Here is a 14,379-nt window from a genome sequence, read left to right as displayed (position 1 = left end):
CTTTAATTAGCCTTTTCATAAAAAAACCGACCAGCTCGTAAAAAAGGGAAAACGAGCTGCTCGGCAAAGCGTTTAGATGGGAGATCTTTCACGCAATTTATTATCAAGCAAAACTCGTGCCAAAATTTTATTAACCTGAATTCGAGTAAAAGCAGGTTACGCTATTGTCTAGCTTTGAGTGTAGTTGCGCTTTGCGACATTAATATATTGCATAATGCGACATACATTGCAATATGCAATACTCCTCTGTGAGTAGATTCGTATGTATTTGGCTTTAAGCTTGCCTTTCTCAGCGGGAAGGGCTATGGTCTGTTCCGCTTAGAGAGGACACCATGTTTAAAGCCGATTTTTCAATTCAAAGTACCGCACTTACCTTTCCAATTTAAGCCGATTGCGCAACCGCAGTCGGCGTCCGTAGTTATTCCCAAAACCTAATTTTTTGTGTTTCAGTTCGGTAGGAGAAAATGCCGTGCTTGCGCGTGTTATGAGTTATTGCAACTCAACCTCGTGTATTAATCACCACCTGTTTCAGTGCCAGCAGCATCGTGTGCTCCAGCACCCGTTATTGCTCAATGATTTGTTGCATCGCCTTGAGCTGTTGCAACAACCACAATCGCGTATTCACCCGTGTGTCGAAATCGGATCAGAAGTGACGATTCGGCAGCTTTTCCAGCATGGGTGTGCTGGCGAGGTAGTCACTTTTCAACTTGTCGAGCCAAGTCGTGCCAACCCGAATCAGGGCCTTGTTTCATACCTGTCTCCGATTGGGTTGGCACTACTTGCATTGCCGTTAGGCGCAGAGTTTCCGGTTGTTTCAGGGGCTAGCGAGAGTCGCTGGCGATTAATGGCACTCAATCGCAAAGGAGCGAGCAATGAGTAAAGAAAAGGCGAAAAAGAAGCCACAGAAAACACTGAAAGAAAAACGTCGTGAGAAGAAGAATAAAAGCGACGACTAAGAAAAGGGCGCCTCCTGAGGCGCCCTTTTTGCTTGCAAACAGTGCTTAGTCGTCTTTGCTACGGCTAGCGCGTTTACGTTCGTTTTCAGTGAGCATACGCTTACGAATACGAATTGATTTTGGTGTGATTTCGACCAATTCGTCGTCATCGATAAACTCAAGCGCTTGCTCAAGCGACATACGAATTGGCGGGGTCAACAATAATGCGTCATCGGTACCAGCGGCACGGATGTTGGTGAGCTGCTTACCTTTCAAACAGTTTACAGTCAGGTCGTTTGAACGGCTGTGAATACCAATCACCATACCTTCGTATACTTCTTCAGCGTGGCCAATCATCAGGCGACCGCGCTCTTGCAAGTTAAACAATGCGTAGGCCAAAGCTTTACCTTGGGCATTTGAAATCAATACGCCGTTGATACGCTGACCAATGTTACCGCCTTTAAATGGGCCGTAGTGGTCAAAGCTGTGGTACATCAAACCGGTACCTGACGACAACGTCATGAATTCAGTTTGGAAGCCAATCAAACCACGGCTTGGTACGATAAAGTCGATACGGATACGGCCTTTACCATCTGGAGTCATGTTGGTCATCTCAGCTTTACGCAAGCCAAGTTTTTCCATGACTGAACCTTGATGCTGCTCTTCGATGTCCACGGTTAAGTTTTCAAACGGCTCTTCTTTCACGCCGTTCACTTCACGCATGATAACTTCAGGGCGTGATACCGCTAATTCGAAACCTTCACGACGCATGTTTTCAATCAATACGCCTAAGTGCAATTCACCACGACCAGACACACGGAAACGGTCAGGGTTGTCGGTTTCTTCAACGCGCAATGCAACGTTGTGTTTCAATTCTTGCTGCAAACGCTCAAGAATCTGACGAGAAGTTACGAACTTACCTTCTTTACCCGCGAACGGTGAGGTGTTGACCTGGAAGGTCATCGTTACCGTTGGCTCATCAACAGTCAGTGCTGGCAACGCTTCAACGGTACCTGCCGCGCACACGGTGTCAGAAATCTTCAATTCGCCCAAACCGGTTACCGCGACGATATCGCCAGCGCTTGCTTGGTCCGTTTCGATACGGTCAAGGCCCAAGTAACCAAAAATTTGACCCACTTTGCCGTTACGCTTGGTGCCGTCAGCACCAACAATGGTAACCTGCTGGTTCAGTTTCAAGGTACCACGCTTGATTCGGCCGATACCGATAATGCCCACGTAGCTTGAGTAATCAAGCTGTGAAATTTGCATTTGCAACGCACCGTCGCGGTCTGCATCAGGTGGTGATACTTTCTCGAGAATGGTTTCGAACAACGCCGTCATGTTGTCGGTTTGTTCGTTGTAATCCAAAGTTGCCCAACCGTTTAATGCAGAAGCATAAACCACTGGGAAATCTAATTGTTCGTCGGTTGCGCCTAAGTTATCGAACAAGTCGAATACTTGGTCCATAACCCAATCAGGACGTGCGCCTGGGCGGTCAATCTTGTTGATAACGACAATGGGCTTCAAGCCGTGCGCGAACGCTTTTTGGGTCACGAAACGGGTTTGTGGCATTGGGCCGTCAACGGCGTCAACAACCAACAATACTGAGTCTGCCATTGACAATACGCGCTCTACTTCACCACCGAAATCGGCGTGTCCTGGCGTGTCGAGAATGTTGATGCGGTAGTCTTTGTAATTTACCGCGGTGTTCTTCGCCAAAATGGTGATGCCACGTTCTTTCTCAAGATCGTTGGAGTCCATGATGCGTTCTTCTACGCCACCGCGGCTCTCTAAAGTGCCCGATTGCTGAAGAAGTTTATCAACCAAGGTTGTTTTGCCATGGTCAACGTGCGCAATAATTGCAATATTACGCAGCTTGGAAAGTTCAGTCGCTTGAATTGTCATTGATAAAGCCTGTAAAAACACGAGGAGACGGGATGAGCCGCCATTGGTTAAAATAGCGGCGTATTATACGCGCGCGCAGTTATACAAGCTAGTTTTTTTCGTTGGTGGCGTGATTCTCATCCGCCGCTGATTGCTTCAAACGTTTGTCCCAACGTTGCTGCGCATAGCGGCGTAGGCTCGGGATGGTATCGGTTTCATCCATGATCGGTTGGCCGAGAATCGTCTCAATAATATCCTCTAAAGTGACGACACCCATCCACGTACCATGTTCGTCAAATACCAAGGCCATATGCTGGCGTTGGTCCAGTAGCATGCGCATCACTTGCTCGACATTGACGGTTTCGGCCACAACTTCGACATCACGCGCTAGTTCATTAATGGTCTTGTCACTGTCAGACTCTAATGCTTCGTTACGCAAGATAATGCCGTGTGGTACTTCATCAGCATCAATCACTGGGAAGCGTGAATACGGCATCGATTTGGCGCGATATAAAAATTCGCTGATAGTTTCGTCAGGACGCACCGACTCACATACGGTGCGCGGCGTCATCACATCGCGGACGCGAATGGTATGTAAATCAAGCATGTTCCCAATGACTCGACGCTCATCAGCATCAATCAATTTTTGTTCATGACCTAAAGTCGCTAACGCCTTTATTTCTGAACGCACATCCACATGTTCTTCGCCGCCAATGCGTTTGGTGATTTGATCCGACATCCAAATAAACGGGCGTAGAATCATAATCAAGAAATTTAGGATACCAGGCAGCATCGGCGCGAGTTGACGCCAGAATTTCGCGCCGATAGTTTTCGGTAAGATTTCGGAAAGCACCAAAATCAACACCGTCATGACGGCTGAGGCAATCGCTAAATAACCATCACCGAAGACCACGCCAACTTGAGCACCAACACCTGCCGCACCGGCGGTATGCGCCACTGTATTGAGCGTTAAAATGGCTGCTAACGGGCGGTCAATATTGGTTTTTAAGTCTTGTAACTTCGCGTGCAGCTTGGGCCGTTGCTCTTTTAATTGCGCCACATAACTAGGGGTAATCGAGAGAAGTGCCGCCTCTAAAATAGAGCATAAAAATGAAATACCAACGGCAATAAAGGCAAAAACAATTAAAAGAAACATGTGCTCGCTTCGTTAACAAAGAAAGCGATATTCTGGCAGAGCCTTGGTTCTCACACAATAGATCTTGTTGGATCAGCCTCATGTAATTGGCTTTAAGCCTTATATAATATAGCTTTCAGGTTATTTTAGATAAACACGAAATAAATCATCCACACTTGCCGTTTTTTGCTCTATACTTAGGTTAATTTTAGCTATTTACGAAATTTGACTGAGCAAAATTCGGCAAGGAGATGAATATGTCATTGCGTGCGTGGGCAGCCGCCCTGTTTGTTGTCAGTACCGCCAGTGTGGCGACCTCAGCTAGTGCGGCTGAGTACCAAATTCAGCCAACCACTATTGCTGAGTACCTGCGTTTGCAAGGGCTTGTAGAGTCAACCAACAGTGCAACTGTATCGGCCCAAGTGTCTGGCCGAGTTGAAAAAGTTTTGGTTGATGTGGGCGACAACGTGCCGGCTGGCGCAACGATTCTGACCATCACCTCAGTTGAACAATATCAAATGCTCACCCAAGCTCAAGCTCAGGTGGCTGCGGCACAAGCGACATTGGTTGCGGAACAGCAAGAGTTTGACCGCATTACCAGCTTAGTTGAACGTGAATTGGTGCCAGTTGCCGAGCGCGACCGTGCCAAGGCGCGTTTAGATAATGCCAAAGCACAGCTTCGCTCAGCCCGTGCCGCAGTTGAGCGCGCGCAAGAGCAGTTAAGTTATACCGAAGTGAAAGCGCCATACGGCGGTATTGTCAGCGAACGTTTGGTCGAGCCGGGTGAACTCGTGCAACCGGGCACCCCGTTACTCTCTGGTTTTGACCCGAGCGAATTGCGCTTGCACGTGGATCTGCCAGCCCGTTATGCCCAAGCGGCAACCACCTATCAGTGGGCTCGTGTGAATGGCTTAGAGCCAACCTCGCAACAAGTATTCCCAACGGTGCATAGTCAATCAAGTACTGTGCGCATGCGCCTTGTATTACCACAAGACAGCGGCTTGATGCCGGGTCAATGGCAGCCGGTAATCGTAAAGGTTGGCGAGCACCAAGGGGTGCAAGTGCCAACTGCAGCGATTTATCACCAAGGCGAACTCACCATGGTGCGCATGCAAGACAAAAGCTGGCGCGCTGTGCGTTTAGGTTTAAGTCAAAACGGCCAAGTTGAGGTGGTCAGCGGCTTAAAAGCTGGCGAGGTGATTAGCTATGAGTAATAAACCCCTTGGTATCGCAGGTAAATTTGCGGCATGGGGTGAACGCTCGCAGCTCACACCACTGTTAGCAATTTTTGGCCTCGTATTAGGCATCATGGCGGCACTGATCACGCCGCGTGAAGAAGAACCACAAATTGACGTGACCATGGCTGATGTCATGGTCGCTTTTCCGGGTGCCGCAGTTAGTCAGGTCGAAGACCAACTAGCAACGCCACTGGAACAACATTTCGCACGCATGCAGGGTATTGAGCACATCTATTCAGTGTCACAACCCGGCCAAGCCTTGGTTACTGTGCAATTTGAAGTGGGCGTGGCGCGAGACAAAGCGTTAGTTGAGTTGTTTGATAGCTTGGCTAGCTGGCAAGTGCGTCATCCAAATTTCTCACAACCGTTAGTCAAAGCGCGTGGTATCGATGACGTACCGATTTTGGGTTTGACGATCACCGCTGATGGATTGGATTTAAAATCGGTCGCCGACACGTTAGTTGAACCTTTGCAGAACGTGAATGGCGTGCGCGAAGTGAGTGTTATTGGCGCGGAGCCTGAGCAAATCAACGTGACCCTCGATAACACCGCATTGAGCCGCATTGGTCTGGATTTCAATGCAGTGAGTCAAGCGCTGGCTGGTCAAAACCAAAGTGCTCAAGCCGGTTACCGTTTGGCACAAGGTCAGCAGATTCCAGTGCAAGCGAGTAGCTTCATTGATAGCGTGCATACGTTGCGGCATCTGATTGTTGCCAACGTTGACGGTAAGCCGGTGCGCCTTGAGCAAGTCGCCGAAATTAGTAGCGCTGCAGTGGTGCCATCACGCTATGTTTGGTCGCGCCCAACTGGCGGTGAAGCGCAGCCAGCGGTAACGCTGACAGTCACCAAAAAGGCTGGCGAGAATGCCGTGGTGGTGGCGCAAGAAGTTCTCGCGCGCCTCGACACCTTAAAGCAGCAATGGTTGCCGCCAGAGTTGACAATTGATGTGACGCGTAACTATGGCCAAACCGCAGATGACAAAGCCTCAAAGCTGATTCAAAAACTGATTTTCGCAACGATTTCAGTCGTCGCATTGGTATTGCTGACGCTGGGTAAACGCGAAGCTGTGGTCGTCGGCAGTGCGGTGGTATTAACCCTTGCGATGACCTTGTTCGCCTCCTGGGCGTGGGGCTTTACCCTAAACCGCGTGTCGCTGTTCGCGCTGATTTTCTCCATCGGTATTTTGGTGGACGATGCCATTGTGGTGGTGGAAAACATCCACCGTCATTTAGGCCTGGGTAAATCCCTCAAAACAGCAATTCCTTCGGCTGTTGATGAAGTTGGCGGCCCAACCATTTTAGCTACCTTCACCGTTATCGCGGCGTTGTTACCTATGGCTTTTGTCAGCGGCCTGATGGGCCCGTACATGAGCCCTATCCCGATTAATGCTTCATTGGGTATGTTGCTGTCGTTAATCATTGCTTTAACAGTAACGCCCTGGTTAGCACGTCATTTGCTCAAAGACGAACACCATGAAGGGGAAGCGCAAAACAGTAAGCTTCATAACTTCTTTAATCGCATCATGCAGCCGCTACTGACGCATCGGAAGCGTCGCTACTTCATGGGCTTTGGCTTAATTGCACTGATTGTGCTGATGATGGGCCTTACGGTGGTGCAAGCGGTGGTGATGAAAATGTTGCCGTTTGATAACAAGAGCGAAATCAAACTGGTGCTCGATATGCCAGAGGGCAGTAGCTTAGAAGACACCAACGCGGTACTGATGCAACTTGCACAAAAGCTCGATGACGTGGAAGAAGTTGTGGGCACGCAGATCTATGCCGGAACCGCATCGCCGATCGGCTTCAATGGTCTCGTGCGCCAATATTATCTGCGTCAAGCGGCCAACATGGGTGATATTCAAGTGACGCTGGCAGAATTGGGTGAGCGCGCTCGCGCCAGTCATGAAATCGCCTTAGCTATTCGCCCAATGCTGACTCCGATTGCGGAAGCCGTTGGCGCATCGCTAAAAATTGTTGAAGTGCCGCCTGGCCCACCGGTGTTGGCACCTATTGTGGCAGAAATTTACGGGCCATCGGCAGCGGCACGTGAACTCGGTGCCCGCGACGTATTGGCGCAAATGCGCACCACTGAAGGTGTGGTCGATATCGACAGTACCTTAGTAGCTGAAGCAACTGAAGAAGTCTGGGAAGTGAACCGTGAACGCGCAGCCCAACTTGGCGTGAGCGCTGGACAGGTGGTGCAGGTGTTACAAACTGCTCTTGGCGGCATGAATGTCACCTACTTAGCACTCGAAGGGCAAACCCAACCAGTACCGGTGAAGTTGCGTTTGCCAGCTGATTGGCAAGGTCAGCTCGCTCAACTCGAAAGCTTAACCGTAACCAGTCAAACCAGCGGCCAAGCCATTCCCATTGCGGAGTTAATCGAGCGTGAGCAACGCCCTTATGCACAGCCGGTGTACCACAAAGATTTGCGCCCTGTGGTTTACGTGACAGCAGATATGGCAGGCGACTTAGATAGTCCGCTTTATGGCCTATTCGACGCCGCAGGCGATATTGCGTTGCCGCAAACCTTTATTGCGCAGCCGGACATTTGGAACGAAACTGCCCTGAAATGGGACGGCGAATGGCAAATCACCTACGAAACATTCCGCGACATGGGCTTAGCCTACGCCGTTGGCTTGTTGCTGATTTACGTGCTCGTTGTCGGCCACTTTGGTAGCTACATGACGCCGTTGGTGATCATGGCGCCAATCCCGCTGACGCTGATTGGCATCATGCCAGGCCATGCTCTTTTGGGTGCGCAATTTACCGCCACCTCCATGATTGGCATGATTGCCTTGGCCGGTATCATTGTGCGGAACTCGATCTTGCTGGTTGATTTTATCCGCGAGGAAGTTGCCGCCGGCAAAGATCTCAACACCGCCGTGATTGAAGCCGCCGTCGTGCGCGCCAAACCAATCACCTTGACCGCCATTGCCGCCATGATGGGTGCGTTCTTCATCCTCGATGACCCGATTTTCAACGGCCTCGCCGTGAGTTTGATTTTCGGCATCGCGGTGTCAACGGCGTTAACACTCGTCGTTATCCCGCTGTTGTATGCGTCGCTCCTCCGGCGCCGACAGCTTAAAGAACGTTAATCGTTAGTCGTTATTGGTTATTCGGAAAAACGAAACCCTAAACAGCGTAGTTCGTGCTTCGTGCGCTACGCTGTTCGTCCGGGCTACGCCCTGTTCGCTAACCCCAAACCCCAAAGCCCAAAGCCAAAAGCCCAAACCAGAATCAGAAGCAGAACTTCAATTCTCCAGATCTCAATTCCAAACAATACGTTGTCGAGAGGCCATTTAATTTGGGTAGGTCATCGATGTAGTCTCTTATAAAAAATAGCGTTCAGTTGCAGCTTTACTGTTACAAATAAGAGGGGTGTTTTTGAAGCAGAAAAGCTGCAACTGAACACAAAAAATAAAAAGGGATACACCTCTATATCAAGAGTACTTTGAATACGAGGTCCGCTTTGTAACCGTGTCGACTCAAAAGTATCTGATAATATGTCGATTATAGACACTATCTCTTTCTCTTTGGTCTTTGGTCTTTCCGAATAACGAATAACCAATAACGAATAACCAATAACGAACAATGCTTTTAATCTTTTGCACTTCCGTGGTGCATCGATTTGCACTACAATGGTGCATAATTAGCCATTAGCCAGCACCACAACCGTATATAAACAACTGTAACCTATTGAAAAATGAGCCAAATCCAATCTTGGCATCGTTTTTGCTTTAATTTGGTGCAAAGGCGCAAGCAAGAACATCAAAGCTTGCTATACTCATTTTTGAAACAAGTACATGCACGATCGCGGAGGATCACATGACAACACCACAAGACGTTATGGCTTACATTGAAGAACACGATGTCAAATTCGTGGATTTACGCTTTACCGATACCAAAGGTAAAGAACAGCATGTGACCATCCCGGTTTCGCAAATTAACGAAGAGTTCTTTGAAGAAGGCAAAATGTTTGACGGTTCGTCAATTGGTGGCTGGAAAGGCATCAATGAGTCGGACATGGTGTTAATGCCTGACTGCAGCTCAATTGTACTGGACCCGTTCACTGACGAAGTAACCATGAACGTCGTGTGTGACATCTTAGAACCAGACACCATGCAAGGTTATGACCGTGACCCGCGTTCAATTGCGCGTCGTGCAGAAGAATATTTGCAAAGCATGGGAATTGGTGACACCGCATTGTTTGGTCCAGAGCCAGAATTCTTCTTGTTCAACGACGTGCGTTTCCACACCGATATGAGCGGTAGCTTCTACAAAATTGAAGCAGAAGAAGCGAAGTGGAACTCAGGTAAAGAATACAAAGACGGTAACTTGGCGCACCGTCCGGGTGTGAAAGGCGGTTACTTCCCAGTACCACCAGTTGATTCAGCGCACGACATTCGTAGCACTATGAGCACCGTGATGGAAGACATGGGCTTAGTGGTTGAAGCGCACCACCATGAAGTGGCAACTGCTGGTCAGAACGAAGTGGCAACTCGCTTCAACACCTTGGTGAAAAAAGCTGACGAAATTCAAATCTACAAGTATGTGGTGCACAACGTGGCACACTCATACGGTATGACAGCAACCTTTATGCCGAAGCCATTAGTTGGCGATAACGGTTCTGGTATGCACGTTCACATGTCAATCAGCAAAGATGGCAAGAACTTGTTCGCGGGCGACCAGTACGGCGGTTTGAGCGAAATGGCGTTGTATTACATTGGCGGTATTATCAAGCACGCACGTGCCTTGAACGCTTTCTGTAACCCAACCACCAACTCGTACAAGCGTTTGGTCCCAGGTTTCGAAGCACCAGTAATGTTGGCTTACTCAGCACGTAACCGTTCTGCGTCAATTCGTATTCCGGTTGTAGCGAGCGCAAAAGCACGTCGTATCGAAGTACGTTTCCCTGACCCAGCGGCTAACCCGTACTTGTGCTTTGCAGCATTGTTGATGGCTGGTCTTGACGGTATCAAAAACAAGATCCACCCTGGCGATGCGATGGATAAAGACTTATACGACTTGCCAGCAGAAGAAGCGAAAGAAATTCCAACCGTATGTCATTCATTAGAAATGGCGTTGGAAGCGTTGGATAAAGATCGCGAATTCTTAACTGCCGGCGGCGTATTCACTGACGACATGATTGATGCGTACATTAAGTTACGTCACCACGAAGTGATGAAACTGAAAATGACCACGCACCCAATTGAGTTTGACCTGTACTACAGCGTCTAACGAAATAGCGTTTAAGGAGCGCGTGAACAATGAAACCACTGGCACTTGCAGCCATTCTGTTAACTTTTTTAATTGGCTTGGCGCTGCACGTTGATCCAACAACGGCGCAGGTTTACAAAAAACGTAATGCAGATGGTACCGTGACCTATACCGATCAGCCCGTTCAAGGTGCTGAGAAAGTTGAGGTGGAAGCGGCGCCAGTGACAGAGTTCGCGAAACTAACTGTGGCTACTCCAACCGAGCAGCCACAAGCTTTACAAGCGCAATCAGGGCCGGCATCAGCCGATGCCGTGCCAACTGAATTCTCGGTGACTATCACCTCGCCTGAATATCAGGCGCCGATTCGTGCGAACAACGGGCAGTTCGATGTGCTTTGGCAATCGGAGCCAGAACGTCTGCCAGAAGGCTATCAGTATGAACTATTCGTTGATGGCGTGAAGTCGTGGACAGGTGCCGATAGTAATCAGGCAACGCTCATGGATGTGGCGCGCGGTGAACGTCGTATTCATCTGCAAATTGTTGACGCAAATGGTCAGGCTGTCGCTCGCTCAGACACCTTGGTGGTGTATGTGTTGCGCGTGGCGATATCCGGTGCAGGTCAAAGTGGCGGCGGAGCTTGAGCGTGACAGCACGCCTGTTAGCGATTGCACCACGGTGGTGCAACCGCAGTTAAATCAATTGCTCACAGCGGTTATCTTGCTGGATGAGCACCTCCATATTGAATACATGAATGCTGCCGCCGAAGCGATTTTGGATGGCAGTTTGCGGCGTTTTCAGCAACAACCCTTTTTCAGCTTATTTCATTTCAGCAGTCTTGAGCCTGCTGTGGTGCAACACGCGTTACAAGATGAACAGTCTGTTTCCGACAGCGACGTGTCGCTAGTGCTCCATGACGGTCAGCGCATCACCATTGAGTTTATCGCCCAGCCGTTACGGCAACCCGACGGTCGCCTGACGATTTTGCTTGAGTTGCGGCAAATTGATCAAATACGCCGCATCAATCAAGAAACGCGTCAGCAACAACAGCTGCAAGCTGCGCAAAGTATGGTGCGCGGGCTTGCGCATGAAATTAAAAACCCACTGGGCGGCTTGCGTGGTGCAGCGCAACTGCTTGCCGGCGAGCTTGATGACCCTGAATTGCGTGAGTACACCGATTTAATTATTCGTCAGGCCGATCGTTTAAGCACGTTGGTGGACCGCATGCTGGGCTCAAATCAAATTCAGTCGCACGAGCCGGCCAATATTCATGAACTGTTAGAGCACGTGGTTCAAATTTCGCGGCTTGACGTCGGCCAGCGCATTCGATGGGTGAAAGACTATGACCCTAGCTTGCCCGACTTAACCATGGCGGCGGAACAACTCGAGCAAGTGTTCCTTAATCTGGTTATGAATGCTTGTGATGCGTTGCAGGAAAGCCAGACTCCAGCGCCGACAATTAGTTTACGCACCCGCATTGTGCATCAACAAACCATTCACGGTACCCGTTATCGGCAATGCGCAGTGGTGGTGGTGCAAGACAATGGCCCCGGCATTTCACCCGCGCTGCGCGATACCCTGTTTTACCCGATGGTGAGTGGGCGCGCTGGCGGCACTGGCCTTGGCCTGTCGATTGCGCAAAACCTCGTGCACCAACACGTCGGTAAAATCGAAGTCAGCTCTGAACCCGGGCACACCGAATTTAGCGTGTATTTACCCTATATCGAAACCCGCGTTGAGACGCCGGTAGCCGATAAACACAACCCAACCAGCCAAAAAGGTAGCGGCCGTGAGTGAGATATGGATATTAGATGACGACAGCTCGATTCGCTGGGTACTAGAACGTGCTTTGGCGCGCGCTGGTTTAGCGACGGAAAGTTTCGCCGATGCTCAAAGCCTGTACGACGCGCTGCGGCAAGACGTGCCAAAAGTATTACTCACCGATATCCGCATGCCCGGTGCTGACGGCTTGCAAGTATTGCGCAAAGTATCCACCGAGTTTCCGCAAGTGGCGGTGATTGTGATGACGGCCCACTCAGACCTTGATTCAGCGGTTAGTGCCTTTCAAGGCGGTGCCTTTGAGTATTTGGCCAAGCCATTTGATTTAGACGAAGTGGTGCATACGGTTAGCCGCGCGTTAACTCGGGAATCGTCCGCACAAACGCCAGCAGATGACGCGAACAACAGCACAGAAGTACGCGAAATGATTGGCAACGCGCCAGCCATGCAAGACGTATTCCGGGCAATTGGTCGTTTGTCCCATTCCAGCGTCACGGTGCTGATTACCGGTGCTTCCGGTAGCGGAAAAGAGTTGGTTGCCCGCGCTTTGCATCAGCATAGCCCACGCGCCAACAAGCCGTTTATTGCCTTGAATATGGCGGCGATTCCCGCTGATCTGATTGAGTCGGAGTTATTCGGCCACGAAAAAGGTGCCTTCACCGGTGCCACGCAAAAACGCCAAGGGCGCTTTGAACAAGCGCACGGCGGCACCCTGTTTCTCGATGAAATTGGCGATATGCCGCTGGCCGTGCAAACGCGCTTACTGCGGGTATTGGCCGAAGGGCAGTTTTATCCGGTGGGTAGCTATCAACCGGTTAAAGTTGATGTGCGCATTATTGCCGCAACGCATCAACACTTAGAACAACGGGTGACTGAAGGCGCATTTCGTGAAGATCTGTTTCATCGCTTAAATGTGATTCGCCTGCAACTACCAAGCTTGGCTGAGCGCCGCGAAGATATTCCACAATTAGCCCAACACTTTTTGCAAAATGCCGCTAAAGAACTCGGCGGCGCCCCGAAGCGCTTAACTGCGGAGGCAGAGCAGGTGTTGCAACAAGCGCCGTGGCCGGGAAACGTCCGACAACTAGAAAATACCTGCCGCTGGCTGACGGTGATGGCACCGGGGCACACTATCGATGTGCCTGATTTACCTGAAGATTTATTTCCTGAAAGCGGCAAAATGCCGCAGGAAAATTCCGCCCAATGGTATACACTGTTGCGTAGCGAGTTAGAAACTCGGTGTGCAGCAGGTGAAACCCATATCTTAGATGACCTGCTACCTAGTATTGAACGGTTAGCGCTTGATGTTGCCTTAGAACACACGGAAGGGCACAAGCAACGAGCCGCCGAATTGTTGGGTTGGGGCCGCAATACAGTTGCGCGCAAACTCAACGAAATCAAATAACAGCACCGGTAAAAGTTCTGTAAACACGGTATCAAGCGACGCCGAATCTTTACATAATTAAGAACACCGATTATAAGCTGTAGACAAATACGCAGGACGACATCCCATGACTAAGTTATTACTTGTAGATGATGATGCAGAATTAAGCAGTATGTTGGAACAAATTCTCACCAAGGAGGGGTATCAATTGACGCTCGCGCCAGATGGTGAAATTGGCCTGCAACGCGCATTGAGCGGCTCTTATGACTTGATTCTACTGGATGTGATGTTGCCGGGTATCGATGGCTTTCAGTTATTACAACGCTTGCGTCAGCAGTTACGCAGCACGCCGGTACTCATGTTAACTGCGCGCGGCGATGATGACGATCGCGTACAAGGTCTCGAACTTGGCGCTGACGATTATTTGCCGAAGCCATTTAACCCGCGCGAGCTCGTCGCACGCGTGAAAGCATTGTTGCGTCGCACACCAAATACCTCAGTGCGCCCAGAGCCACTCGAGTACGCAGGTTTCCATGTGAATCCACTGCAAAACGAAGTGCGTTGCGATGAACAATTGCTGGAGTTGACGCCAACCGAGTTCGATATCCTTCGTGCCTTGGTACAAGGCAAAGGCCAAGTGGTCAGCAAGGATCAATTATCCGTTGCAGCGTTAGGTCGTCAGTTGGCACCGTTTGACCGCAGCCTCGACGTGCATATCAGTAATATCCGTAAGAAAATCGACCATAATCCAGAGCGCATTCAAACCGTTCGTGGCCGAGGCTACCGCCTACTTCAATTAGCGTGAGGC

General features: G+C 49.9%; 10 protein-coding genes. 8 read left to right on the top strand and 2 right to left on the bottom strand.

Going from position 1 to position 14,379, the window contains the following annotated elements; all coding sequences use genetic code 11:
• Window positions 1–469: 469 nt before the first annotated feature.
• On the top strand, window positions 470–880 hold the full coding sequence (locus tag CWI82_RS09555; protein ID WP_130203366.1) for a GreA/GreB family elongation factor: 411 nt from the start codon (window positions 470–472) through the stop codon (window positions 878–880).
• A gap of 121 nt (window positions 881–1,001) precedes the next feature.
• On the opposite strand, the gene typA is transcribed toward CWI82_RS09555, so the two are convergent.
• Window positions 1,002–2,840, bottom strand: a complete 1,839-nt coding sequence (typA, locus tag CWI82_RS09550) for a translational GTPase TypA (protein ID WP_130203365.1) — start codon at window positions 2,838–2,840, stop codon at window positions 1,002–1,004.
• A gap of 88 nt (window positions 2,841–2,928) precedes the next feature.
• Window positions 2,929–3,975, bottom strand: coding sequence for a CNNM domain-containing protein (locus tag CWI82_RS09545; RefSeq protein WP_130203364.1), 1,047 nt, complete (start codon window positions 3,973–3,975; stop codon window positions 2,929–2,931).
• Between the two features lie 236 nt (window positions 3,976–4,211).
• On the opposite strand from CWI82_RS09545, the gene CWI82_RS09540 reads away from it, so the two are divergent.
• The 7 genes from CWI82_RS09540 (at window position 4,212) to CWI82_RS09510 (ending at window position 14,376) form a co-directional block, all read left to right on the top strand.
• Window positions 4,212–5,168 carry an efflux RND transporter periplasmic adaptor subunit gene (locus CWI82_RS09540; protein ID WP_165383916.1) on the top strand — a complete coding sequence of 319 codons (957 nt, stop codon included), beginning with the start codon at window positions 4,212–4,214 and terminating at the stop codon, window positions 5,166–5,168.
• Window positions 5,161–8,289 carry an efflux RND transporter permease subunit gene (locus CWI82_RS09535; protein ID WP_130203362.1) on the top strand — a complete coding sequence of 1,043 codons (3,129 nt, stop codon included), beginning with the start codon at window positions 5,161–5,163 and terminating at the stop codon, window positions 8,287–8,289. Before CWI82_RS09540 ends, CWI82_RS09535 begins: the two co-directional genes overlap by 8 nt.
• A gap of 730 nt (window positions 8,290–9,019) precedes the next feature.
• Entirely contained in the window at window positions 9,020–10,432 is a 1,413-nt protein-coding gene (glnA, locus tag CWI82_RS09530) for a glutamate--ammonia ligase (protein WP_199286262.1), read from the top strand.
• Between the two features lie 29 nt (window positions 10,433–10,461).
• Window positions 10,462–11,052 (top strand): DUF4124 domain-containing protein, encoded by a 591-nt coding sequence (locus tag CWI82_RS09525; protein ID WP_130203361.1) that lies wholly within the window; start codon window positions 10,462–10,464, stop codon window positions 11,050–11,052.
• Window positions 11,024–12,205, top strand: coding sequence for a nitrogen regulation protein NR(II) (glnL, locus tag CWI82_RS09520; protein ID WP_233340242.1), 1,182 nt, complete (start codon window positions 11,024–11,026; stop codon window positions 12,203–12,205). Before CWI82_RS09525 ends, glnL begins: the two co-directional genes overlap by 29 nt.
• Window positions 12,198–13,592: a nitrogen regulation protein NR(I) gene (ntrC, locus tag CWI82_RS09515; protein WP_130203359.1), complete on the top strand. Its 1,395-nt coding sequence runs from the start codon at window positions 12,198–12,200 to the stop codon at window positions 13,590–13,592. Before glnL ends, ntrC begins: the two co-directional genes overlap by 8 nt.
• Window positions 13,593–13,698: 106 nt before the next feature.
• On the top strand, window positions 13,699–14,376 hold the full coding sequence (locus tag CWI82_RS09510; RefSeq protein ID WP_126760043.1) for a response regulator transcription factor: 678 nt from the start codon (window positions 13,699–13,701) through the stop codon (window positions 14,374–14,376).
• Window positions 14,377–14,379 lie beyond the last annotated feature (3 nt).

It is taken from the genome of Pseudidiomarina tainanensis (genome assembly GCF_004214835.1).
GTDB classification, from domain to species: Bacteria; Pseudomonadota; Gammaproteobacteria; order Enterobacterales; family Alteromonadaceae; genus Pseudidiomarina; species Pseudidiomarina tainanensis.
The sequence above is the reverse complement of the archived record's forward strand: the minus strand, read 5'-3'. Positions and strand labels throughout refer to the sequence as shown.